This is a genomic window from Rhodopirellula bahusiensis, assembly GCF_002727185.1.
Classification (GTDB): Bacteria; Planctomycetota; Planctomycetia; order Pirellulales; family Pirellulaceae; genus Rhodopirellula; species Rhodopirellula bahusiensis.
Map to the genome: position 1 here is coordinate 166,785 of NZ_NIZW01000001.1, position 24,843 is coordinate 191,627.

General features: G+C 57.1%; 15 protein-coding genes. 10 read left to right on the forward strand and 5 right to left on the reverse strand.

Features of this window, described 5'->3' with window-relative positions; translation table 11 throughout:
* Positions 1-2: 2 nt before the first annotated feature.
* The 5 genes from CEE69_RS00745 to CEE69_RS00765 all read left to right on the forward strand — a co-directional run bounded on the left by CEE69_RS00745 (position 3) and on the right by CEE69_RS00765 (position 8,530).
* A complete protein-coding gene (locus CEE69_RS00745; protein WP_099258644.1) occupies positions 3-938 on the forward strand; it encodes a GAF domain-containing protein in 936 nt (311 codons plus the stop codon).
* A gap of 5 nt (positions 939-943) precedes the next feature.
* Positions 944-2,764, forward strand: coding sequence for a DmsC/YnfH family molybdoenzyme membrane anchor subunit (locus CEE69_RS00750; RefSeq protein ID WP_099258645.1), 1,821 nt, complete (start codon positions 944-946; stop codon positions 2,762-2,764).
* Positions 2,761-5,022 carry a molybdopterin oxidoreductase family protein gene (locus tag CEE69_RS00755; protein WP_099258646.1) on the forward strand — a complete coding sequence of 754 codons (2,262 nt, stop codon included), beginning with the start codon at positions 2,761-2,763 and terminating at the stop codon, positions 5,020-5,022. The genes CEE69_RS00750 and CEE69_RS00755 overlap by 4 nt, the downstream gene beginning before the upstream one ends.
* The gene (locus CEE69_RS00760) at positions 5,015-6,856 is read left to right on the forward strand and encodes a NirA family protein (protein WP_099258647.1); all 1,842 of its coding nucleotides are present in this window, start codon (positions 5,015-5,017) and stop codon (positions 6,854-6,856) included. Before CEE69_RS00755 ends, CEE69_RS00760 begins: the two co-directional genes overlap by 8 nt.
* 84 nt (positions 6,857-6,940) lie before the next feature.
* Entirely contained in the window at positions 6,941-8,530 is a 1,590-nt protein-coding gene (locus tag CEE69_RS00765; RefSeq protein ID WP_099258648.1) for a sulfite reductase subunit alpha, read from the forward strand.
* 601 nt (positions 8,531-9,131) lie between these two features.
* Here CEE69_RS00765 and CEE69_RS00775 read toward each other — a convergent pair.
* From CEE69_RS00775 to CEE69_RS00785, 3 genes are all read right to left on the reverse strand, one after another.
* Positions 9,132-9,746, reverse strand: a complete 615-nt coding sequence (locus tag CEE69_RS00775; protein WP_099258649.1) for a class I SAM-dependent methyltransferase — start codon at positions 9,744-9,746, stop codon at positions 9,132-9,134.
* A 31-nt stretch (positions 9,747-9,777) separates the two neighbouring features.
* Complete coding sequence (locus CEE69_RS00780) at positions 9,778-10,014, reverse strand: RNA 2'-phosphotransferase (RefSeq protein WP_099258650.1); 237 nt, start codon at positions 10,012-10,014, stop codon at positions 9,778-9,780.
* 92 nt (positions 10,015-10,106) lie between these two features.
* Positions 10,107-13,547, reverse strand: a complete 3,441-nt coding sequence (locus CEE69_RS00785; RefSeq protein ID WP_390179952.1) for an aminotransferase class I/II-fold pyridoxal phosphate-dependent enzyme — start codon at positions 13,545-13,547, stop codon at positions 10,107-10,109.
* 465 nt (positions 13,548-14,012) lie between these two features.
* On the opposite strand from CEE69_RS00785, the gene CEE69_RS00790 reads away from it, so the two are divergent.
* The 4 genes from CEE69_RS00790 to CEE69_RS00805 all read left to right on the forward strand — a co-directional run bounded on the left by CEE69_RS00790 (position 14,013) and on the right by CEE69_RS00805 (position 19,965).
* Positions 14,013-15,323, forward strand: coding sequence for an NAD(P)/FAD-dependent oxidoreductase (locus CEE69_RS00790; protein WP_099258652.1), 1,311 nt, complete (start codon positions 14,013-14,015; stop codon positions 15,321-15,323).
* A complete protein-coding gene (locus tag CEE69_RS00795; protein ID WP_099258653.1) occupies positions 15,323-15,979 on the forward strand; it encodes an HAD family hydrolase in 657 nt (218 codons plus the stop codon). The genes CEE69_RS00790 and CEE69_RS00795 overlap by 1 nt, the downstream gene beginning before the upstream one ends.
* Positions 15,980-16,081: 102 nt before the next feature.
* A complete protein-coding gene (locus CEE69_RS00800; RefSeq protein ID WP_233214464.1) occupies positions 16,082-18,571 on the forward strand; it encodes a DUF1592 domain-containing protein in 2,490 nt (829 codons plus the stop codon).
* A gap of 80 nt (positions 18,572-18,651) precedes the next feature.
* Complete coding sequence (locus CEE69_RS00805; RefSeq protein ID WP_099258654.1) at positions 18,652-19,965, forward strand: DUF1552 domain-containing protein; 1,314 nt, start codon at positions 18,652-18,654, stop codon at positions 19,963-19,965.
* Between the two features lie 120 nt (positions 19,966-20,085).
* On the opposite strand, the gene CEE69_RS00810 is transcribed toward CEE69_RS00805, so the two are convergent.
* Positions 20,086-21,501, reverse strand: coding sequence for a glucose-6-phosphate isomerase (locus tag CEE69_RS00810; protein ID WP_099258655.1), 1,416 nt, complete (start codon positions 21,499-21,501; stop codon positions 20,086-20,088).
* 212 nt (positions 21,502-21,713) lie between these two features.
* Between CEE69_RS00810 and CEE69_RS33020 the strand changes: the two genes are divergently transcribed.
* Complete coding sequence (locus CEE69_RS33020; RefSeq protein ID WP_233214465.1) at positions 21,714-22,187, forward strand: hypothetical protein; 474 nt, start codon at positions 21,714-21,716, stop codon at positions 22,185-22,187.
* 57 nt (positions 22,188-22,244) lie between these two features.
* Here CEE69_RS33020 and CEE69_RS00820 read toward each other — a convergent pair whose 3' ends face one another.
* Entirely contained in the window at positions 22,245-24,596 is a 2,352-nt protein-coding gene (locus CEE69_RS00820; protein WP_099259185.1) for a hypothetical protein, read from the reverse strand.
* Positions 24,597-24,843: the final 247 nt, after the last annotated feature.

Sequence of the window (24,843 nt, forward strand, 5' to 3'; positions counted from 1 at the left end):
ACATGACGTCGACCTTCCTTCCTGAACCATCCAACGCTTCGATTAACTTGCGTACCTCATTGCCACCGCTCGCCGTTTCAGATCAATGCTATCTGCAAGGCGTTCATGTCTGCGACGTCACCGGCACGGGAGACCTTTCTCCTGATTGCGACGCCAGCGCACTGCCGATCGCGCAGCGCTGCCTGCATGAATCCGATGCGATCGTGGTGCAAGACCCATCGCTGCTTCCAACTGACGTTTCCGCGGCAATGGCGATTCCGGTTCACTGCGACGGAGCCGTTCAGTCCGTCATCGTCTTGTTCGCGAAATCTGCCAATGAAGCGATCCCCGATCCGGTCGGAGTCTTCGAAGTTTGGCGTCCCGTCGGCCCGTACGATGAAGTCGCCTTGCGGGAAGGCTACTACGGCAAACTCGAACGATTCCAAAACGTCAGCTCGTTTGTTCGCTTTGAAAAGGGCAATGGACTTCCTGGTGTGGTTTGGGAGCAAGGTCGAGCGTTGGCGCAAGATGACCTCGCCAACCACATGGGTTTCTTGCGTGCGGCGGGTGCGTCCGCTGACCTGCTCAATTCGGCCGTCGGGCTGCCCATTTTTGCTGAGCAATACCTTTCCACCGCCATTCTCATTCAGTCCAAGCGATCTCCGATGGCTCGAGCAATCGAGGTCTGGAACATCGACGGCAAGGAATGCGAACTGACCAGCCAAGCGTACGGCGATGTGGAGCAAGCGTTTCGACTCGATTCCGGAACACGTGTTCCGTTGGCGACCGGCATCCTGGGTTTGGTCGCGGAGCACCAGCGTGTTGTGTTGATCGAAGACATGGAAGCCCTGCTGCTCACTCGACCGGCCGATCGCGTCATGCCGAGTCCCACCGCTGGGCTCGCCATCCCGTTCTTTGACGGATCCCATCTCAGCTCCATCACCGTTTTGATGTTCTGATTCTCATGTCCAGCCTTCTTCCTACCGATTCGAACTTCGCCCACCCCGATGGCGCTGCGCAAGTCGCAGTGCCATCACCGGGGTTGCCGATCGAAGGCCAAGGCGACTCGTTCGACCTGGTCAGCCTCCTGCTGCAAGAACAGCAAACGCTGACCGCGGTGGAAGACTTTGCTTCGGCACATGACGCCGGAACCGCTGAAGAACAGACCGCGGCTCCGACAGCCGACCAACCCGCGCAAGCACGCTACTATTCCAAGCTGATGCCCGCCAGTCCGCCGGGTCCGGGACAGCAATTCGCTTTCGATGTCAACCTCGACACGTGCAGTGGCTGCAAGGCCTGCGTGGTGGCTTGCCACACAATGAACGGCCTGGACGAGACCGAAAGTTGGCGCCGCGTTGGCACCTTGGTCATCGGAGAAACCGAGTCTACGCCCGAACCGGAAACCGCGACGATTCCCGCCGCGATCGGCGTGCAACACGTCACGACCGCATGCCATCACTGCGAAGACCCAGGCTGCCTGAACGGTTGCCCGGTCAAAGCATACGACAAAGATCCCGAAACAGGCATCGTCCGGCACCTCGACGATCAATGCATCGGATGCAAGTACTGCACGATGATGTGTCCTTACGAGGTCCCCAAGTACAGCAAACGTTTGGGCATCGTTCGCAAGTGTGACATGTGTCACCAAAGACTGTCCGTTGGCGAAGCACCCGCGTGTGTGCAATCGTGCCCCAACGAAGCGATTGCAATTCGCGTCGTTGAACAGCAATGTCAAGAAGTCCCCGCGGATGAGCGTTTGGTTGCCGGAGCACCGCTTTCGTCGATCACGCGACCAACCACCGTCTTCCGCAGCGAAGACCCGAACAAACGATTCCAAGGCGTCGCGCAGGACAACTGGATTGACGAACCTGCCGAAGACCACTGGCCGCTCGTTGGATTGCTGATTGCCACTCAAGTTGGCGTGGGAATGCTGCTGACCGAGCGAATACTGGCCGGGATCGGATGGCTGGCAGGTTCACCGATGCCCACCGAGACGACTCGTTGGACCGCGACGGTGGCTCTGGTGATTTCGATGGTTGGAATGAATCTGGCTCCACTTCACCTCGGCCAACCCCTGCGATCCTGGCGGATCTTCTTGGGACTGCGAACGTCATGGCTCAGCCGCGAAGCAGTTCTCCTGGGTAAATTTGTGGGCATCCTGACGATGGGCGTCGTCGCGATGTGGCTGCCTGCGGTGTCCGAATACTTACCGAGTTGGGTATCGATCCCCGACTGGGTTCCCGGACTGATCCTGCTCGGAGCCATCACGTTCGGAATCGCAGGATTGTTCAGCAGCGCGATGATTTACATCGCGACCAAACGTGTTCTCTGGCGTTTCGATCGAACGATGATTCGGTTCATGGGAACCGCGCTGATTGGCGGCATGGCAACCAGTGCGTTGGTGATCGCCGCGACGACGCAGCAACGAAGTTCCGTCTCGATCTTGCTCGGCCTGACGACCGTCGCTTTGATCGCGAAACTGGCTTGGGAACACAGCATTCTGCTTCGCAGTGAACCAGGACCAAAGAACGACTCATGGGATCGACGCAGCCAACGATTGGTCCGTCATCACCTTTCCAAATGGAGTCTGGGACGAGTCGCATTCGGCTATGGCGGCTTGGCGTTGTTGGTTCTTTCAACGGTCTTGGCAATTGGCGGCTCGATGACGTTGATGGCTCTTTGCACTTTGGCGGCAACTTTACTTCTGGTGGCAGGCGAGACCACCGAACGATTGATCTATTTCTCTAGTGTTGTTCACGATCGCATGCCGGGGACCCTCCGATGAGTATCTCAACGAAAGACATCCGGAACGGCGTCGCGAAAGGATTCCAGTTGCCAACTTTGTTGCAACGACGAACCGGGCCGATGACCCGCGAGTTGATCCTTCATCCCGGTGATCACGGGTTGGGGATGACACACGACTCACTGGCGGCAGACACAACGACCACGGCAACGTGTGGCTACTGTGCGACCGGTTGCGGGTTGCGATTGCACTTAAAGGATGGCGAAGCCGTTGGACTGACTCCCGAAACGACCTACCCGGTCAACTTAGGCATGGCGTGCCCCAAGGGTTGGGAAGCCCTGCGAGTTTTGGATTCTCCCGAACGAGCCACCCAGCCGCTGCTTCGTGACGACTCCGGAAAGCGATCGCCGATCACGTGGGACGACGCTTTCACGAAGTTCTGCGACGGCATGAAGAAGGTCCAAGCCGAACATGGGCCCGAGTCCATCGCGTTTTTGTCGACCGGACAAATTGCTTGCGAGGAGATGGCGTTCCTCGGCGCATTGGCACGATTCGGGATGGGGATTCGCCACTGCGATGGGAACACGCGTCAGTGCATGGCAACCGCGGTCACCGCTTACAAAGAGTCCTTCGGGTTCGACTCGCCGCCGTACACCTACGACGATTTCGAACAAAGCGATTGCTTGGTCTTCATCGGAGCCAACCCTTGCATCGGGCACCCGATCATGTGGGAACGCGTGCTTCGCAATCCCAACAATCCGGAGATCATCGTCATCGATCCTCGGCGGACCGAAACCGCCGCTGCGGCAACCCAGCACTTGCAGTTGCGACCCAAGAACGACTTGGCGTTGCTGTACGCGATCACGAACGAATTGATCACACGTGACTTCGTCGACCATGATTTCGTTCAAAACCACACGCAAGGTTTTGACGAACTGCGTGAGCACGTTGCCCAGTACGATTTGGCAACCGTTTGCGAAGAAGCCGGCTTGGGCGTCGATGACGTGTCCCATGCGGTGGAAGCGATCGGGCGAGGCCGCGCGGTTTCACTCTGGTGGACGATGGGGGTCAACCAAAGTTACCAAGGCACTCGCACCGCTCAAGCGATCATCAACATCGCTCTGATCACCGGAAACATTGGGCGTCCCGGAACGGGAGCCAATAGCATCACCGGTCAATGCAACGCGATGGGCTCGCGGTTGTGGAGCAACACAACCAACCTGTTCGGGCATCATTCCTTCGACAACGATGCGGACCGTCACAAGGTTGCTGAAGCACTCAACATTCCCGTCGAGCAAATCCCTACGACAACCAGTTGGAAGTACGACCGAATCATCGAAGGCATTCGCAACGGCGAGATCAAAGGCCTGTGGGTCGTGGCAACCAATCCGGCACACAGTTGGATTGACCAGGGCGATGTTCGAGAGTTGTTCGATCAATTGGATTTCCTGGTCGTCCAAGACATGTACCAAACAACGGAGACCTGCTCGCACGCGGACTTGATTCTTCCGTCGGCAGGATGGGGCGAAAAAGAAGGCACGTTCATCAACAGCGAACGCCGCTACGGATTGCTCAAAAAGGTTCGCCACGCACCCGGCCAAGCTCTCGCCGATTTTCAAATTTTTCGCGGGATCGCACATCGCTGGGGTCTCGGTGACATGTTCGCCGATTGGTCATCGCCCGAAGCCGCGTTTGAAATCATGCAACGTGCCAGTCGCGATCAGCCCAGCGACATCACGGGCATTCAAGGCTACGAACAAATCGATCGCTGCGGCGGCATCCAGTGGCCATGGTCAGAAGATCATGCGAGCGGAGGATTCGAACCGGAACAACAACGCCGATTATTCGCCGATGGCCAATTCTTCTACGACGACAAACGAGCCCGTTTGATTGTCGATGACGTTACCCCAATGCCAGAACCGTCGGATGGCGATTATCCCGTTGTGTTGCTGACCGGCCGGGGAACCGTCAGCCAATGGCACACACAAACGCGAACTCGCCAAAGCCCACTGCTTCGTTCGCTGTATCCGAACCAACCTTATGTCGAGATGCATCCCAACGACGCGGAAGAACTTGGCATCGAACACGGCGACCTGGTTCGCGTCCGATCACGCCGCGGCCACGCCGACGCGACGGCTTGCCTGACCCACTCGGTCCAGCCCGGACAAGCCTTCATGCCGATGCACTACGAGTGCACCAATCGGCTGACTCTTTCTCACTTTGACCCACACAGTGGCCAACCCAGCTACAAGGACTGTGCGGTACGTATCGCCCCCGTTTTGACAAGCGACCATGACTGACCAACAGGACTCCAAACCGTTTTCTGACGAACAACAGCAATACCTCGCCGGCTTCACCTTCGGCGCCGATGTCGCTCGCGCCGTTCAAGGCCTGCCCGTCATCTCAGGTTCAGGCGGTCAGGGGACAACGCTTGCGATTGGTGCGGGTTCCACGACGGTTGACGGCGAATCGGTGCCAACGGGCCCCGACCGATTCGCTTTCGAAGCCCAATCAGCGGTACTCGCGGCAGGCAAAAAGCTTTCGAAAGAAGAGCAAGCCAAACGTGACAAAAACCCGCTCGACATGTGGGACGAAATGCAGGCTCGCAGCGACGCGGGCGAGTTCCCCAAGAGCACGGACGTGTTCCTGCAAAAGTTCCACGGGCTGTTCTATGTCACGCCGGCTCAAGACAGCTTCATGTGCCGGTTGCGACTTCCCGGTGGTCAGATCCAAGCTTGGCAATTGAGAGGCTTGGCTGATCTGGCAGACCGATCCGCTGGCCCGTACCTGGACCTGACCACTCGCGGCAACATCCAACTGCGTGAGATCCCCGCGGACCAAGCCATGAACATTTTGTTCGGCACCCGCGAGCTGAACATCGTTCCGTTGGGCAGTGGCGGCGACAACATTCGTAATTGCACCAGCAGCGCAATGTCGGGCTTGGACGCGGACGAATTGATCGAAACCCTGCCGCTCGCCAAACGCATGCACCACTACATACTCAACCATCGCGAGATGTACGGGTTGCCTCGCAAGTTCAACATCGCCTTCGAAGGCGGTGGCCGAATTGCATCACTCGAAGACACCAACGACATCGGTTTCAAAGCCGTTCGCGTGCTCGACGAGAACGCGTCGGAGGACTTGCCCGCCGGCGTCTACTTCCAACTTTGTTTGGGTGGCATCACCGGTCACAAAGACTTTGCCCGCTACACCGGCGTGCTGCTTCGCGAAAGTGAATGCGTGGAGGTTGCAGCCGCGATTGTTCGAGTCTTCATCCGAACCGGCGACCGCACCGACCGCAAAAAAGCACGGCTGAAATACGTTCTCGATGACATGGGATTCGAGAAATTCATCGGGGAAGTCGAATCGCAAATGGGCCGAACGCTGACCAAGGTCGATGTGAACCGTTTGACCGTCCAGGATATTGAGGACCGCAGTGCTCACGTCGGTGTGTTCCCGCAAAAACAGCCCGGTTTGAATTCGCTCGGAATCGTCTTCCCCGTCGGGCGGATGACGACCGACCAAGCTCGAGCACTGGCCGATTTGTCGCTCCGCTATTCCAACGGTGACATTCGACTTACCGTTTGGCAAAACCTGATTCTGACCAATATCACCGATGCTGATCTGCCTGCCGTTCAAGCCGGAATCCGCCAGTGCGGCCTCGACTACGAAGCCAACTCTGTGCGAGCCGGCTTGGTCGCCTGCACTGGCAGTGCTGGATGCAAATTCGCCGGTGCACCGACGAAAGCGAATGCCATCGAAATCGCCGAACGTATCGAAAGCGTTCTGACTCTCGACCAACCCATCAACATTCACTTGACCGGTTGTCACCACAGTTGTGCTCAACACTACATCGGTGACATCGGCCTGATCGCTTGCCAAGTCGAAGTCGGCGACGACATGGTCGATGGCTACCACATTTGCCTCGGCGGCGGATGGGGTTCACGCCAAGGAATCGCTCGCGAAATCTACCAGTCGATACCATTCGCCGACGTCCCTGATTTGGTCACCGGCATTCTGGCGGGCTACCAACAGAACCGCGTTGATGCCAACGAGTCATTCAACCAATTCGCCAGCCGACTCAGCGACGACGAACTGAAGGGTTTGGTCGCCACGCCTTCCATCGTTTGCTAACTCCCGTTTTCTGCCTCACGAAAACGACTCACCGAACTTTCGATCATCTCACCACGATTCGATTCATTCCCAGGATTGATCCCGATGTCCAGCTACATTCCAGAAACGGCTCCTTTCAACGAACAACAACGTGCTTGGCTGAACGGCTTTTTCGCAGGTCTAACCGGCATCCAAGAGAACTCCGGCGGCAGCGTTGCCACCGCGATGGCGGCCGGATTGCCGTCCGCTGAAACAGTTGTCGAGGAAGAGGAGGATTTTCCTTGGCACGACGATTCATTGCCGATCGTTGATCGGATGGAACTCGCCGAAGGCAAACCGCTCGAGCGGAAACTGATGGCCGCGATGGCCCAATTGAACTGCGGATCGTGTGGTTACATCTGCCAAACCTACAGCGAAGCGATCGCATCCGGCGAAGAATCCAATGTTTCGCTCTGCAGTCCGGGCGGCAAAGAAACGAAGCAAATGATCAAGAAGTTGATGGCGGAAGCCGGTGACACCCCAAAGCCTTCGAGCAATGGGTCAGCAACCAATGGTGCGGCCACCAACGGCGCCGCCGCGTGGTCTCGGAAGAACCCGTATTCGGCCAACCTGATCGAATCCCGCCCGCTCAACCAAGAGGGTTCTGCCAAAGACACCCGCCACGTCGCCATCGATCTGGCGGGATCGGGAATGAAGTACGAAGTGGGTGATGCACTCGGCATCTACCCCACCAACTGCAGCGATCTGTGCGGAACGATCATTGATCGCTTGGCCGCTGATTCGCACGTCAAAGTGGCAACTCCATTGGGCAATACCAAGCCGTTGCTCGAAGCATTGCAAGAAGATTGTTGCTTGAAAGATCCTTCCGATGAGTTGATCGAACTGCTGGTCGGACGCACGCCAAAGGAAGACGCTCAAACGACACTCAATCACTTGCTCGCCGAAGGAGTTCCGGAAGGATTCGATGTGCTCGACGTGCTCGAAGTCGCGTCTGGATCAACGATCACCGCGACGGAATTTCTGGAGTGCCTCGATCCGCTGAACCCGCGTTTGTATTCCATCGCCAGCAGCATGAAAGAAGTCGGGGACCAAGTTCACTTGACCGTCGGCAAAGTCGTCTTCGAAAGGGAAGGACGCGTCCGAAAAGGAGTCGCCAGCACCATGCTGGCCGATCGAGTTGCCACGGGCGAGAGCATGCGAGTCTTCGTCCAACCCAACCATGGTGGGTTCACCGTTCCTGCGGATGAGAACGTACCGATGATCATGGTCGGCCCCGGGACCGGCATCGCCCCCTTCGTGGCCTTCCTGCAAGAACGTGCGTCCCGGAAATCGCCGGGCGACAACTGGTTGTTCTTTGGCGACCAACACGAAGCTTTTGACTTCTTGTACGAATCTGAATTGACGCAGTACGTCCACTCTGGCGTGCTCTCAAGACTGGACACCGCGTTCAGTCGCGACGGCGACACAAAGGTCTACGTGCAAGACAAGATGCGTGAGAACGCGGCCGAGCTCTGGTCGTGGCTGAACCGCGGTGCCCACTTCTACGTCTGCGGCGACGCAACGCGAATGGCGGCCGACGTCGACCGAGCCTTGCTGCAGATCATCACCCAAGAAGGCCGCATGTCAGAAGACGAAGGCAAAGCCTACTTGAAAACCATGACGAGCGAAAAACGATACGTCCGCGACGTGTATTGATCGTCGGTGTCAGCCGCCGGCCGTTGGGACCGGTTATTCGACGTAAGTCTTGCTGTGGCGATCCAGGAACGACTCATTGAAAAAGTTCAATTGACAATTGTAAACTTCTCGGCTGAAGAATCGACTTCGATCGCGCGGTGGTAGAAGGCTTCCCTAGTTTGATGTGCGGATGCACACGGCGGAACCTTCCCAACCTTGGCTCCCCTCGCCCCGCTTCGAGGTTGTTCAGTTTTCAAGTGCCGTGCTCGCGAGGTTGAAATCACCCTCCTGAACGCAGTTGGGGAGGGTCGGAATGCGAGCGTTCAGCGAGAATTCCCGGGAGGGTAGTGCGCGCCCTTTCCCATGCTCGGCCCTCACCCTCGCGTACGCCTGAACTGCGTCGCTCGACCTCTCCCCAAACTTCGTTTCGGGAGAGGTGCGCCGTGTAAAAATCTGCCGAAAAGCGGTATCAGAAAACTGCACGACCTCCTTCGGGGCGAGGGGAACCAGAATGCTTTTCGACGGATGCGTTTGAATGCATCGCGGGGAAGCAGGTGAATCGTTGCCCGATCTTCGATCGCGTCAACGCTGTATTCTTTGCAGCATTGACGATTGCCCCAACCTAAACCTTCCGCAGCAGGTGCATTCCCTCACGGCCTCGATAGGTCAGCAGCAACGCACCGACCGATCCGCGGGCGTCGACGACCGTTTCGAAGAACTCGTTTTCGCCGGGCCAAGGGAATGCGAAGAAGAGGTCGAAGTCTTCGATCTCCAATCCAATCTCGTCGTAGAGGTCACCTTCTTCGGTGTCTACGTTGCGGACCTCGGCGGCAATCTCAGACAACTCGTCCACGCCACGTGGCACAAAGCTACCGCAATGAATCTGAGCGCCGTTGTCCAGCGAATCGGCGACCTTCTGAGCCGCAGCGACCAGCCTCGGTTCGATCTCGATTCCGACGGCTTCCATTCCTCGCAGCGACGCCAGCATCGCACCAACGGAGAACCCAGCGCCGAGTTCGCAGAAACGGTTGCCCGCTAGAAGATGATTCTGTTCGATCCACGTCATCGCTTGATCGAGCAGATGAAAATCGCAAGTGACGAAGTTTTCGATCACGGTTTCGTCGGCCAACATGAACGCTTCGATCGCGTCGTTGGCCGTGTCGATCAAATGCTCCGCCGAATCGTGATATGGGAGACTCTTGATTGAATCCGGAATATCAATTGGCTGCCACGCCATCGCATCGCTCCTGTTGCATACCTGACGAAGTTCAAAGAGCTTGGATGCGTTGACCGTCGTCGCTCAGTGCGAACAGCGGCGTTTCGTGACCCGCGACGACCTGATGAACCTGTTCGACGGTGATCGATTTCCCGGACGCATTGGCCTTCGTCACCAATTCATCAACCGAGGCGAAACCGTCGGCATCCAGAGTCAAGCCGATGGATTGCGGCTCATGCCGCAGGATGAAAGTCAGGTACTTGCTGATTCGCGTGAGTCGTTTGTTCATCCCGCCAGTCTAAACACCAACGGCATCTCCGTCGCCGGGTGAACGGCAGCGGATTCACATTTCTCAGCGGACCTAATATCCGACGTCGAAAATCAGGCCGTGCCGCGAAGTTTCGCGGGCGAATCGCACAAATCGTTGTGGTGGTGAGCCGTGCGTTCGACGGTGAAACGAATTTGATCTTCGCTGTGCTCGCTGGTGATAAAGAACCGCAACCGCGCGGCTGACTCATCGACGGCCGGGTACAGAATCGGTTGGACGTTGATGCCGTCTTTCTTCAGCCGGTTGCTCAATCGCAGTGCCAGCAAGCTGTTCCCGGTGATCACGGGGACAACGGGGGTCCCGCAACTGTCTCCGGTGTCCAATCCCGCGTCCTTGCACAAGCTCAAGAACAGTTCGCTGTTGTGGCGAAGACGCTGGACTCGTTCTGGTTCACGTCCCAGCACGTCCAACGACGCGATCGCCGCGGCGACCTGGCCGGGAGGCATGCCAACGCTGAAGACAAACCCAGGAGCGGTGTAACGAAGTAACTCGACCAATGCTTCACTGCCAGCGATGTAGCCGCCGCAGGAGGAGGCTGATTTGCTGAGCGTGCCCATCCAAATATCAACGTCGCGAGCATCGAAGCCAAAGTGTTCGGCGATGCCGTGACCGGTCTCACCCATCGTTCCAAAGCTGTGGGCTTCGTCGACCATCAACATCGCGCGGTGGCGTTTCTTGACTTCGACAAACTTTGGAACGTCGGCGAAGTCGCCGTCCATGCTGTAGACGCCCTCGATGATGATCAACGTCCGACGATATTGACCACGCAAAGCGGTCAACATTTTGTCCAATGCTTCGTAGTCATTGTGCGGGAAGGGACGACGCTTGGCACCGGACAGCAAGGCACCTTGGACGATGCTGTTGTGCGACAGTGCGTCGTGCAAGATCAAGTCGCCTGGTCCGACCAAGTGACCGATCGTCGTTTCGTTGGTCGCGTGACCGCCAACCATCGTGATGGAACTTTCGACTCCGACCCACTTCGCGATCTTGCGTTCGAGTTCACCGTGGATGGGCTTCTCGCCGCTGACCAAACGGCTGGCTGATACGCTGGTTCCGTACTTGGCGATCGCATCGGCGGCCGCCTTCGAAACCTCTGGGTGACCGCTCAGGCCCAAGTAGTTGTAACTGGCGAAACTGATCAGCGATTTTCCATCGACAATCGTTTTGTCGCCGACGACACAATCGTGAACGGTGAAGTATGGATTCGGGACTCCCGTCAATTGCATCTGACGCATCGTCGATTTCAACCGGCGGTACTCAGCAAACTGAGTCACGTCATCTTCGGGTTCGACTTGCGGAGTCTGCATGACTCGAGCGAGCGGGCCTTCGCCGTCGGTCCTGGCTTCGCCGTTGGCGTTCGTGTTGACGAGATCGTCATCGCCATCACGCTGTGTGTCACCGCGTCCCGCCAAGAACTGTTCGGCTCGACCGAGGGCGCCCGCGGGCAGATAACGTTCAACAGCGGTCGCGATTTGGCCGATTGTTTCGATTTCATCCAGCACTTGCTCGGGGAAGCGACCACCAAAGGTGCGTTCCAGGTTCCTGGCGATCTCGAGTCGTTCCAGACTATCAAGTCCCAGGTCGAGCACGATGTTGGTATCGGGATTGATCGATCCAGCTCGCTCGCCAGCAATGGCACGCACGTGCGACACGATCGCCTCGGCAACCACCGGATCCGATGCCGTGTCCAATCCGCTCGCGTCGGACGCGGCAGCGGCCTTCATCATCGTTTCGCCAGCCAAACCGGCGTTGTGCAGCGAAGTTTCTTCGCCGCGAATCCACTGGGCGATGACCTTCAATTCTTTGTCGCGAACAGCGTGCAAACACGCGTGACGCTGAATTTTTCCGCTGCTGGTTTTGGGAACCGAGCTGTTGCGAACCAAGTAGATCGCATCTGGCGGCAGGTCGTGATCTTCCGTCACTGCGCGACGAATCGATTGCAGGTGATCGTCCCAATCCAAATCTCGCTTGCGAACGGTCTCCGCGACGATGATCAATTTTTCGCGTCCGGTTTCGGTTTCATCGCTGTCCGCGTTCATCGCGAAAGCGGCGACGGAGCCGGCTTGCACGACATCGCTGGCGTGCTCCACCGTCGCTTCGATGTCTTGTGGGTAACGGTTGACGCCACGGACGATGATCATGTCCTTCAGACGACCGGACACATACAGCTGACCGCCGTACAAGAACCCGAGGTCGCCTGTTCGAAGGAAGGGGCCGTCGCCCTCGGCGGTCATCGCGGCAAATGTTTTGGTTGATTGTTCGCGACGTTGCCAATACCCGCGTCCGACCGATGGGCTCTGCACCCAGATCTCACCGATCGCATCGGCTGGCAAAGTCTGCCGCGTGTCCGGATCGACGATCAAGACTCGTTCGCCGGGCAAGACTTGGCCGCAACCGACCAATTCTCGCGTGGCACGTTTGGATGTTTCGGCTGGGGACGCGGCAACCGCGTCAGAAACTTCCACAGCGGGACGCACGGCCTTCTCATCCAGAGCGGGCCCATCGAACTGTTGCAACACCGGGCGAGGTGCTTGCGGACCGCCAGTCACGATCAGCGTTGTTTCCGCCATGCCGTAACACGGCAAATGCGAGGTGTGACGGAAGCCATATTTTCCGAATCGTTCCGTGAACGCATCCAACGTCGATGAACGAACCGGTTCGGCTCCATTGAAAGCGATCTCCCACGAGGAAAGGTCGATGCCTTCGAGTTCTTCGTCGCGAATTTTGTCGACGCACAATTGGTATGCGAAGTTCGGCCCACCACTGATCGTGACTTGAAGTCGAGCGATCGTTTGCAACCAACGAGCGGGCCGCTGCAGGAACGCCATCGGGCTCATCAGAATGTTGTGTCGTCCGACAAACATCGGCATCAACACACCACCGACCAAACCCATGTCGTGGTAAGTCGGCAACCAAGACGCGCCGATGATGGTCGACTGCGGTTCAAACCCGTGCAGGATCAGTTCGCTGTTGGCGATCAAGTTGGCCTGCGTCAGCATCACGCCTTTGGGTGACCCGGTCGAACCGGATGTGTACTGCAACACACCGAGCGCTTCGCTACGAAGTTTCGGGCATCGCCAATGAGCCGCGTCCCGTTTGCTGGGAACGTCGGTTCCCAAGAGTTGGACACCGACCAGATCTTCGTGCAGTTCATTGCCTGACAGCTGATCGACGACCGAGCGGGTCGACAGAGCCCAACGGGCATCGGCATCGACAACGATCGAACGGATCCGAGAGGCTTTGCGGTTGCGGCGTGGAGGATAGGCCGGAACCGCGATCGCACCGGCCGCGTGGGTCGCGAACAGGCCGATGACAAAATCAAGACCTGGCGGGTAGAGCAACAGCACACGGTCGCCGGCTCGGATGCCGCAGCGACCTTGCAAGTATCCGGCCAGCCCGCTGACTTCTTTCCACAATTCGGCGTACGAAAGCGTTTGATCCGAGCCTTCCCCGTCGGTGAACGTGAACGCGGGAGCGTCTGGGCGCACGTCCACCCAGTGTCGCAAAACCGAGACAAAATGGTCGCGAGGGGGCGCTTCGTTTTTGAAATACTGTTGGAGGTCCACCGAATTCAACCTGTTGCAATGATGCCGTCGCAGAACAATCTCGTTCTCTCTTGACCGTATTCTCGGACGCTCCATGACCAGTCATGCGGTGCGAAGGGGCAATCAGTCATTGACGCAATGATGCACCAACGGCGCGTTTCGGCCAAGGGTTGGCCCCACCCTGACTCCTGGAACCTTCCTGCAGAGGGGGCGAGGTCGTCGCATCACTCCGCTGGAAACTGTTTGCGTCGACATCTCAAGATCGAGTTGCTACCCCGCTATGATGGCTTATTCGAGGTGCCCAACGCCACCTGACATTGACGAAAAACCCCCACGTTGTCTCTGTGGCGACCTTTCGGGTAAACCAGACCAACGCCCACCCTCCTATTTCCGATCGAACGGACCCTATCGCAGATGAGTACGCCGAACATGAAGGATTTCTACGATTGCGTGGTGATTGGTGGAGGCCCGGCCGGCGGTACCGCAGCAGCGATCGTGGCTGAATCGGGTGCCAGCACGCTGTTGATCGAACGAGACCCTGTGCCTCGGTTTCACGTCGGCGAGTCGCTGATGCCCGAGTGCTACTGGCCGCTGGAACGACTGGGGTTGATCGATCAGGTCAAACGATCGGGCTGGCAGACCAAGAAAAGCGTTCAATTTGTCACCCACACGGGCAAAGAGTCTGCCCCATTCTTTTTTCGCGAACATGATGAACGGGAGTGCAGCACGACTTGGCAGGTCGAACGCAGCGAATTCGACAAAATGCTGTACGACCGTGCATCCGAGCTGGGAGCCGACTGTTTCGACCGAACTCGATTGATTGACGTACAAACGGAAGCCGGCGAAACGCCTGATCAACCGGTTGCTCGCGCCGTGGTCGTCAAAACCGCCGATGGAACCGAGAAAACGATCGGCTGCAAAGTCGTCGTGGATGCAACGGGCCAACAAGCGTTTCTGGCCGGGAAGATGGGACTGAAGGAGATCAATCCTGATTTGAAGAAGGCCGCGATTTGGACGTACTACCGCGATGCGGTTCGCGGCGAAGGCGACAACGACGGGGCCACAATCATCCTGTACACCAAATCGCGAGACTCGTGGTTCTGGTTCATCCCGCAATCTCGTGGCATCACCAGCGTCGGCTGCGTCGGTGACAATGACTACTTGCTCAAGGGCCGCGGAACGCCCGAGGAAATCTTCGAGGAAGAGTTGGCCAATTGCCCGGGACTCGCTCCACGTTTGGCCAATGCAACTCGCGTGGGCAAAATCACCACGGCGAAAGAATTCAGCTACATGACCCGCCGTCACGCTGGACCGGGCTGGGTCCTGATCGGCGATGCACTCGGATTCATCGATCCGGTTTACTCCTCCGGCGTCTACTTCGCTCTCGAAATGGGCGTTCGCGCGGGCGACGCGATTGTCGATGGCCTGAAGAAAAACGACCTGTCACCGGAACAACTTGGAAACTGGACCGAAGATTTCAAAGAAGGTGCGTCGAGAATTCGCGAACTTGTGCACGCGTTTTATAACAAGGATTTCAGCATCGGGCGGTTCATGAAGGAACATCCCGAGTACCGCGGCAACGTGACGGACTTGCTGATTGGAAGGGTATTCCACGAAGATGCGGGCAAAATGTTCCCGGCCCTCGATCGTTCGATCGAAATGGCTCGGGCCAATGCCATGTCCAAGGCCGATTCGATGGCCGATACCAAACCCATGTCGACTTAATGTCCCAATCCAATCCTGAAGCCGCTTCGTCACTCAGTCCTAGTGAATCCGGACAACTGCATCTCGATACAGCAATCTCCCAAGATTTGGCGGAACGCTACGAGGGTCTGATCTTTGACTGCGACGGAACGCTGACCAATTCGATGCCGCTGCACTACCTAGCGTGGCACGAAACCATGACACGTCACGGCATCGAGTTCCCCGAAACGCGATTTTACGCGATGGGTGGCATGCCCAGCGAAAAGATCATCGCGGTGTTGAGTTCGGAACAAGGCGTGACGGTCGACGTTGATTTGGCGACCGAAGAAAAAGAGGCCAACTTCATCGCTCGCATCCCGAACGTCGAGCGTTTGGCTCACGTCACCGACATCGCGGAACGCCACCTCAATCGCATCGCCATGTCCGTGGCCAGCGGAGGCATGCGGGACATCGTCGCGGATCAATTGCGAACGATCGGCGTCGCGGATTGGTTCCCTGTCTTGGTCGGCAGCGAAGACACTGAGCTGCACAAGCCCGAACCCGACGTGTTCTTGTGTGCTGCCGAGCGAATGGGCGTGGATCCCAAACGCTGCCTCGTTTTCGAAGACAGCCCCCTCGGTTTCGAAGCCGCCCAGAAAGCCGGCATGGATTGGGTCGACGTTCGAATCAACGCATAGCGTCTGCTCTTGCTTGAAACGTTCCTTCCCTGGCGACAATCGAGCAAGAATTGCCACGATAGGAACTGCACGCCTCCCAAGTCGATGGACTAAAATCGTGGCATGAACATGCCACAAGCCACCTCGAATAGCTGCCACGAGTCGCACACACGTGTCGCGGTTGCTCTGGCCATCGTTCTCAGTTCGGTTTCGATTCCGTGCGTGTCGACTGCGAGCGAACCGACTTCGGTCGCCGGCCCGGCCATCCAGTCGTTTCTTCGAAACCATTGCTTCGACTGCCATTCGGATGGAGCCTCGGAGGGCGGGCTCGAGTTTGATGTTCTTGGGAAATCCATCACCGGAACAGCAGACTTGGCCGCCTGGGTCCGCATTCATGACCGAGTTCAATCGGGAGAGATGCCGCCTCCTGATTCCGCCAACTTAAGTGCGTCCGAACGATCCGAATTCACAAGCGCTCTGGCGGCTCCGTTGAGGCGACATCACGCGTCCGAAAAAGGCACCGTCCTGAGGCGACTGAATCGTCGCGAATACGAGAACACGCTCAACGATTTGTTTGGCACCGCCGTCGAACTTGAAACGTTGCTCCCCGCCGACGGACGCAGCCACGAATTCGACAACGTGGGTGAAGCTCTTGGGATCTCAATGGTCCACTTGGAACGCTACCTCGATGCAGCCGACTTGGTCTTGGAAGCGGCGATCGCGAAGACAGCTGAAGCACCGTCCACTCACGTGATCGAAACCCACTACGCCGAAACTCGCGAAGCCAAGACTCACCTGGGCAAAGTTTGGAAACAACTCGACGATGGTTCCGTCGTGTTCTATCAAGCTTTCGGTTACCCCGATGGCATGCTGCGTACCAGCAGCATCCCAGAACCTGGCCGCTACCGAATCGCAATCACCGGTTACGCATATCAAACGGATGAGAAGATTCCGTTCTTTGTCGGCGCCAAAAGTTTTGCTCGCGGAAGCGAGCAGCCGACGCTCGGTTACTTCGACATGCCACCGTTGGGATCAAGCGGTGAGATGACAACAATCGAGCTGACCGCGCACTTGGAACACCGCTACATGCTGAACATCATTCCGTATGGTTTGGTGGTCAGTGATTACAACATCCGCAAAGATGGCGTGGATGGTTACAACGGTCCTGGGTTGGCAATATCGAAGGTTCGTTTGGAAGGCCCCCTGCACGACGAATTCCCATCCCGCGGTCATCGTTTGATTTTCGACGACTGGCAACGCGAAGAGATCATTCCCAACCCACCGTCACAGCGTGAGAAGTCCTGGTACAAGGCAAAGTTCAACCTGTCCAGCGACAAGGTGGACCAAGCACTGCAAAGTACTTTGCAACGCGTTGCGTCCACTGCAATGCGACGTGAAGTTGCGGCAGAAGAGCTGTCCCCATACATCAATCTTTTTCACACCGAACAAGAACGCGGGGCTGACAACGAAGAGGCACTGCGAACCGCGGTTGCGGCTATCCTTTGCTCGCCCGACTTCTTGTATTTCCGGGAACCCGCTGGCGAGCTGGACGACCACGCGATCGCGACTCGATTGTCATACTTCTTGCATCGCACCACGCCGGACGAGGAACTGCTTCGAGCGGCGGATCGCAACGAGCTGACGAAGTCGACTGAATCGCTGCTTGGTCACGCGAAACGAATGGTTGCCGACCCACGCTTTGAACGATTCGTGGTCGACTTTACCGACGCTTGGCTGAATCTGCGTGACATCGATCAAACCAGCCCCGACCAAAAGCTGTTCCCCGAATACGACAAATACCTTCGAGACAGCATGGTCGAAGAAACGCGTCAATTTATTGCGACCCTGATACACGAAAATTTGCCAATCACGAACTTGGTGAAATCCAATTTCGCGATGTTGAACTTGCGTCTGGCCGATCACTACGGCATCGAAGGAGTCGACCATGCGGACGTTCGCCGAGTGGAACTCCCCAAAGACTCCGTCCGCGGTGGATTGCTCGGCCAAGCCAGCGTGTTGAAGGTCACCGCCAACGGAACCAACACGTCGCCAGTCGTTCGCGGCGTGTGGGTGACGGAACGTTTGCTGGGCGTGCATCCGGCACCGCCTCCGCCGGGCATCTCTGGTGTCGAGCCTGACATCCGCGGAGCCGCAACGTTGCGTCAGCTTCTCGACCAACATCGAAACGAAGACTCTTGCCGCGCCTGCCACGCGTTGATTGACCCGCCCGGATTCGCACTGGAAAGCTTCAACCCGATCGGCGGTTGGCGTGATCGCTATCGAAGCCTCGGCGAAGGCGAACGAATCGATCTGCGAGTCAACAATCGTCGAGTCCAATACCGTCTGGGATTGCCGGTCGATTCCAGCGGATCATTGCCATCGGGTGAGTCCTTTGCGGGCTTCGAAGCGTTTCGCGAATGCCTGCTGAAAGATCCGGATCAATTGGCCAGGTCACTGATCACCAAGTGGCTGACGTTTGCGACGGGACGCGAAATGGGATTTTCGGATCGCGAAGAAATTGAATCGCTCGCTCGTCAATCCGCCCAACGAGGTCACCGTCTGCGTGTGATGCTCGCCCTCGTCATCGCCAGCGACATCTTTCGCACGAAGTAGCTGCCATCCTCTCCTGATCTGACGCCACACACTCTGACGCCTCAAACGATCGCGTCGCCCACTGTCCCTTCGAGAACACCATGTTGATTCCCTCGCGTCCGATGTCTCGCCGACGATTGTTGCGAACCGCCGGTGGTGCGGCGCTAGCATTGCCGTTCTTGGAAGCGATGGGGCCGTCGCTCGGCCAGCGTGTTTTAGGTAACGACCGGGCCTCAGATTCTGAATCAACACCCAAACGTTTTGTCGCCATCTGTGCCTCATTGGGTTTTCACGGCGAGCATCTTTTCCCCGAATCATCGGGACGCGATTACGCGGTCACTCCGTACCTCGAAAAAGTCAAGCAACACCGGGATGACTTCAGCTTGTTCTCGGGACTGTCTCACCCCGAGCAAAACGGCAACAACGGTCACGCGTCTGAGTTGACCTGGTTGACCGCGGCGAGGCGTCCGGGATTGGCCGGATTTCGAAACACGATCTCGCTCGATCAACGAATCGCGAGTCAGATTGGATTGAAGACCCGCTTCCCGTTCTTGGCGTTGACCACCGGCGGCCAATCACTTTCGTGGACGTCCAGCGGTGTCGAGATCCCCGCCCAACATTCGCCCGCCAAACTTTTCGCAGCGATGTTCGTTGATGGGAAACCACATGAGATTGAAACGGACCTGGATCGCCTTCGTCGCGGTCGCAGCGTTCTCGACACGGTCGGCGAACGAGCCAAAGCCCTCAAACACGAACTCGGAATTCGCGACCAGCAGAAACTCGACGAGTACCTTCTTTCCATTCGCGACCTGGAATCGCGACTGCAGCAATCGGAGGGCTGGGTCCGTCGCCCCAAGCCGGTCGTTGATGAACAACCCGTTTCGGACATCAACGACAAGGCACTCGCAATTGAACGCCAGCGTTTGATGTACCGGATCATCGCCCTGGCGTTGCAAACAGATTCAACAAGAACGATCACGTTTCAATTGGCCGGGCTGAATTCAGTCCCGCAGATCCCAGGTGTGCAGAGCGATTGGCATGGCTTGTCGCATCACGGCAAAGACCCGGAGAAGATCGCTGAACTGAAACGAATCGAAGCGGCAGAATGGGGAGCATTTGGCGAATTCCTCGATCAATTGAAATCAATCCAAGAAAACGACCGACCGCTGCTGGACCAGACCGCAGTGATGTTCGGGTCCAATCTAGGAAACGCGAGCGCTCATGACTGGCGGAACCTTCCGATCCTGTTGGCCGGTGGAGGCTACCGCCACGGAGAGTACGTCGCTCACGATGCGTCGAACAACACGCCGCTCTGCAACTTGTACGTCGAACTGGCCCAGCGAATGGGCGTCGAAATCGACGTCTTCGGTTCCAGCACCGCGACTGGTATCAAAGGCCTCGAATCCACGACGTAGCGAAACGGCCCAATCACGTTGGGCCAACCTGTAGGTGGTCTCCGCCGTGAGTGCGCGACAAGCAGTGCAAGTCTCGGTGGGGGACCACCGAGCTACAGGTTACCGATCGCTTCAAAGAACTCAGCGGCCGAGGTTCTTGTTCATGTTGGTCTTGTACTGTTCCACGCCCGGTTGCCCGTATGGGTTGATGCCCAACAAGCGTCCTTCGATCACGGTCGCGATCATCAGCATTTGGAACAGCTGCCCCAACACATGCGTGTCGATCTGCGGCAAGATGATGTCGGTCGTCGGACGTCCATCCGCATGCAGTGCGTCATTAGTCCCCTTGATCGCAGCCGCCATGATGTCTGGCAACGTTTTTTCAGCGATGTCGTTCAACGTGTCTTGGTTGCGGTTCGATTGACCGACGGCCAACGAATCGGTCCGTTGCGATTCCACGATCACATTGTTGAAGACTTTGTCGTTGCGACCTTGTTGGTGCTGTTGGTGGCGACTGTGCAAATCGCGAGTGTTCAGTGTCGTCAGTGGAGTGACACCCTTGCCGTCTTTGCCGTTGGACTCGGCCAGCAATTGGTCGTACCACATTCCGACTGACTCAAGTGCTTTGCTCCACACGCTCATCACGCGAATCGATTTGTCGCGGTGCTGCGAAAGCAGGTGATTCACGGCGACGTACTGCATCACCACGTTGTCGGCGTAGTCCGCCGTCTTGAAGTGCTCGTTCATCGCGACGGCACCCTCGAGCAACTTCATGCAGTCCAGCCCCAGGAAAGCAGCAGGGACCAAACCAACGGGCGACAGCACGCTGAAGCGACCGCCGACACCATCGGGCACTGTGAAGATTTCATCGCAACCGATTTCGGTCGCCAGATCATGCAGCTTTCCACTTTCGCCGGTCACGGGAACGACCAAACGAGACAACCATTCCTCGGACTCGGCCCCCAGTTCGGATTCCAAATTGGCGAGGAAATGACGGAACGCGACGGCGGTTTCCATTGTTCCGCCGCTCTTGCTGATCACGATGATAGCGTGACGTTTTTCGGCGTCGCTGTCCGCGTATCCACCCGCTCGCACGCGTTGCAAAAGCGAGTCAGAGGCGTCGTTGTCGACGTTGTTGCCCTCGAAATACATCCGAGGCTTGCTGCCTCGGGCAGCCCGGCTCATCTCGTTGTGATACGGGTCGCAGCAAGCTTCCATCATCGCTCGGGCACCCATGTAGGACCCACCGATCCCCAAAACCACGGCTGCGTCAATTTGGTCGTGCAACCCGTTGGCGACCTTGAAAATGCGTCCCAGTTCCGACGCTTCTCGTTCTTTCGAATAGGCTTCCAACATTTCCTCGGGCAGCCAAAAGAATCGTGCGTCGAGTGGTTGTTTGTCAGCGGGAATGTCGCCCGATTCGTATTGTTTTTGGTCGGTTTCGACCATCTCGGTGCGAAGGGTTTCCATCTGGCCCTTCAACGAATCGATTTGTGCTTGAGTGATCCCGTAGTCGTCGTTGATCGATCCGGAAGCGTCGAAACGGAGCAAGCTCATGATGGGGTCCGTGAAGGAGAGTGGAGAGGAGTTCTCGAATGATTGATTAGGATTGAATGACACCGCGGTGCCCACGAGCGAAGATGATACTGCATCGTTGGTCGCTGGTCAGGGTGAGAGCAATTAGCGCCCCGCCGCACGCCTTCGCGACCACGGAAAAAGAAAATGCTTGCGAGCAACGCGCGCAGAGAAGTAACATGGACAGCAGGCGGATGAACAATCGCGATTGCGATGCGAGTCGGCCAAACCTTTTCTTTGGCAATTGCCTTTCATTCATTCCGGCGAGTCACTTCGAGATGATTCACTACACATGTGATCGATGTCGACAAGTAATTGACCCCACACAGAGTTCCCGATACACGATTGCGATCGAGGTACAAAAGCTGGCAGAGGAGTGGAACGACGACGAAGCGGTCGACCATTTGGACGCTCTTCACCAAGCAATCGAAGCCGACGAAGCGGAAGATGAATTGATCGAATTGATCGATCACGACGCCGCATCACCCCGCAACGAAAGTGAACCCGAATGCTTCGCGGAAGCAACGACCGAACTGCATGACGGCCCCGTCGCGACCGGCGAGGTGGTCACACAAAACTTCGACCTGTGCGAATCCTGTTATCGCCGCTATCGCAGCAACCCTCTGGGTCGCGAGAGAAACCTGAAGATGCACTTCAGTAACAACTGATCAGTAACAACGGAACAGGGTGCTCAGCCGAACAGGGTGCTCAGTTGAAAAAGGTGCTCAGTTGCCAAAGGGGTCGCCACCAAACGGGTCGTTGTTCCTCTGATTCGCTGGCGTGGCCGACTTAGATGGCAACACATCTGACATCCCTTCGGGGATCAAGTCCGTGTCGATGACAAACCCCTTCAGTGCAGACAGTGCCGAAGGGAGGTCACGGTCCATGCCAAGTTCATCGACCAGCGATCGTCGCTGCTTCGCAAGCTCTTGCATTCTTTGCTCGCACTGAGCCAACCGGTTTTCAAGCTTGAGCAATTCGGTTTGGTAGCGCTGAATCACTTCTCGTGGGAAGGCGGAACTGCCTCTTTGGCGAGTCAACTGGTTTGAGACTCGCTCCAGTTCAGTCACCAAATGCTTTCGCAGATCCAGCAATCCTTCCAACGTGCGATCGGTGTCGTTGAGTTCACGCCGATCGGCCAAAATACTTTGGAGCATTTCGAGTTGCTCCTTTGGCCACTTGCCCTCGGCAATCCATCCTTCCAAGGTGCCCAATGAGATCTCACCCCATTTGTTGGGATCGTCCGCTGAATACTGTTCCATCGTCACGATTTCACGTGAACCACCGTCCGGCAACTTGACTCTCAGACGATGCCAGGCATCCGTTTTCTCAACCTCGATGTCCTTGTCCTTCATCGCCTGCAACTCATACGGTGTCGGAGGCAAAGGGATTTCCAGGATCACAGTGCGGTCATCTCCGGAACGATTCAACACCTCGTATTTGGTCTCGCGCTGACGCTGAATTTGGATCGTGATCAGGTGCAGTTTGGGATCGATTTGAACCGATTGTTCTTCTGAAGTTGATTCAACCGGATGCGCCGTGACACGCACGCCACCATCCATCGCGTATCCCACCAAGCGTTTGACCGACGGTGCCAAATCGGGAAGCACAACCTCGCCAAGGATCGATCGCATTTGGTCGCCAGCCAAGACACTGCCGGGTCCCGATGGAAGCAAAGCGGGCGTGTTGTTCTCGATCTCCAGGCACAACAACGTCGCCGTCGGATGGTAGGACTGACGGTAGACCGAGACGTCGTTGACCGACACGGGATCGATGAGGGTGTCCAACAAAGCGGTCTTGCCGTCTTCCAAGGCAACGGACTCGAACTGCAACTCCAAGGTGCTGCCGGCGGGAGCGTCCGAGGTTTCGTTCAACACTTGGTTCAGCGAACCGCCGTAGCCAGAACCACTTGCGAAGAGATCATCGGACGTGGGCCTGGCCCCACGACGAGGCATCGCTCTGAACGCCCCACCTCCCATGCTGCCACCCATGCCACCTCCCATGCCGCCGCCACCCATTCCTCCCAGTCCCATCGACATGTCCATATCCATTCCCATCATGTCCATGGAGTCGCTCATCCCAATCGTCTCCTCTGGCATCCCTGGAGCTGCGAGCTCATTGTTGGCGTAGGCTCGCCCCAGCGATTCGCTGAACCGCGGCGCCATCGCAACTTGCCGTGACGGACGCTGCAACGGTTCCAAGCGGGCACGCAGCACCGACCGCAAATCCATCGTGAAAAGAACGGGACTTCCGTCGATCAAACTCAACTCGACGCCCTTCCAATCAACCCCCGAGGTGTTCTCGACAATGCTGCGATGAATCAGTTGGTCGCCTTCAATCCGGTAGCTGACTTTCCACATCGGAACCGAACGCATCAATCCGATGGTGACCTCTCGTTCGGGGCCGTCGCCAAAGACAAACTCGACCGCACGAGTGGCCAACTCGGCCGGGCGAGACTCTTTTTCCAACGCTTCTCGCAAACGCGATTGAAAGTCTTCGTCCGACGCATCGATCGAAGCGAAGTCATCCACCCACATCGAACTCAAACCGGTCTCCGTCAAAACGGTCACGACTTCACGGTCGATCCGTTGTTCATCGACAATCTCAGTGCGTTGTTCAATCGCGACCAGCGTGCCTTCGACCTTCTTGCCGGAATGCTCGGTCGCAACGATGCGTTGCCCTTTCATCGACACTAACAAATCGCCAAGCGTGCGAGTGTTGGGGAGTGACTTGGCAGGCTGAACCGGGTCCGGAGGCGATACCATTCGAATCTCACCGGACGCCGAGGCATCCAAAATTCGAGACACGCGGACCGCTTCGTTCAGTTCAAACTCGCCCACCTCAACACGGAAGACGCCGGGGCCAGTGATCGTGCCGCGATACTCGAACCAGCCTTTTCCGGCGGCGTGCAGCGTGATCGATCGAAGCGAAAGTTCGACTTCCGGGATCGCTTGCTTCTCTCGCTCTTGAACCGGTTCCTTCGACGGCGGCTCCACTACCCCTTGAGCCCACAACGGATTCGCGACCAAATACAACAACGAACCCAACAGGGCTCGGTTCCAAAAGAAGCCATTCATGCCTGATATCCAGAAGAGTCGAAGAGAAGCTCGGAACGCATCGACCAAAGCCAACACGTCCTTCCTTGATTCTAAGTAACCCGCGAACAACAAGCGACGAATTTAGCGGTGCGTCTCGAGCCGCCCGGCGAGAAACCGGAGGGCTCGCGTCCTTCCGTCATGTCATTGGTTGTTCACGTGGTCCAAAACCGAGACAACGCAGCAAAATGCCAACATCACAACGGATCAAAGCGAGTTTTCTTAGGGA

What these genes read in the sequence shown, in the direction of transcription:
- CEE69_RS00745 (WP_099258644.1), top strand. Translation starts at nt 3, where the DNA reads ATGACGTCGACCTTCCTTCCTGAACCATCCAACGCTTCGATTAACTTG.
- CEE69_RS00750 (WP_099258645.1), top strand. Translation starts at nt 944, where the DNA reads ATGTCCAGCCTTCTTCCTACCGATTCGAACTTCGCCCACCCCGATGGC.
- CEE69_RS00755 (WP_099258646.1), top strand. Translation starts at nt 2,761, where the DNA reads ATGAGTATCTCAACGAAAGACATCCGGAACGGCGTCGCGAAAGGATTC.
- CEE69_RS00760 (WP_099258647.1), top strand. Translation starts at nt 5,015, where the DNA reads ATGACTGACCAACAGGACTCCAAACCGTTTTCTGACGAACAACAGCAA.
- CEE69_RS00765 (WP_099258648.1), top strand. Translation starts at nt 6,941, where the DNA reads ATGTCCAGCTACATTCCAGAAACGGCTCCTTTCAACGAACAACAACGT.
- CEE69_RS00775 (WP_099258649.1), bottom strand. Translation starts at nt 9,746, where the DNA reads ATGGCGTGGCAGCCAATTGATATTCCGGATTCAATCAAGAGTCTCCCA.
- CEE69_RS00780 (WP_099258650.1), bottom strand. Translation starts at nt 10,014, where the DNA reads ATGAACAAACGACTCACGCGAATCAGCAAGTACCTGACTTTCATCCTG.
- CEE69_RS00790 (WP_099258652.1), top strand. Translation starts at nt 14,013, where the DNA reads ATGAGTACGCCGAACATGAAGGATTTCTACGATTGCGTGGTGATTGGT.
- CEE69_RS00795 (WP_099258653.1), top strand. Translation starts at nt 15,323, where the DNA reads ATGTCCCAATCCAATCCTGAAGCCGCTTCGTCACTCAGTCCTAGTGAA.
- CEE69_RS00800 (WP_233214464.1), top strand. Translation starts at nt 16,082, where the DNA reads ATGAACATGCCACAAGCCACCTCGAATAGCTGCCACGAGTCGCACACA.
- CEE69_RS00805 (WP_099258654.1), top strand. Translation starts at nt 18,652, where the DNA reads ATGTTGATTCCCTCGCGTCCGATGTCTCGCCGACGATTGTTGCGAACC.
- CEE69_RS00810 (WP_099258655.1), bottom strand. Translation starts at nt 21,501, where the DNA reads ATGAGCTTGCTCCGTTTCGACGCTTCCGGATCGATCAACGACGACTAC.
- CEE69_RS33020 (WP_233214465.1), top strand. Translation starts at nt 21,714, where the DNA reads ATGAACAATCGCGATTGCGATGCGAGTCGGCCAAACCTTTTCTTTGGC.
- CEE69_RS00820 (WP_099259185.1), bottom strand. Translation starts at nt 24,596, where the DNA reads ATGAATGGCTTCTTTTGGAACCGAGCCCTGTTGGGTTCGTTGTTGTAT.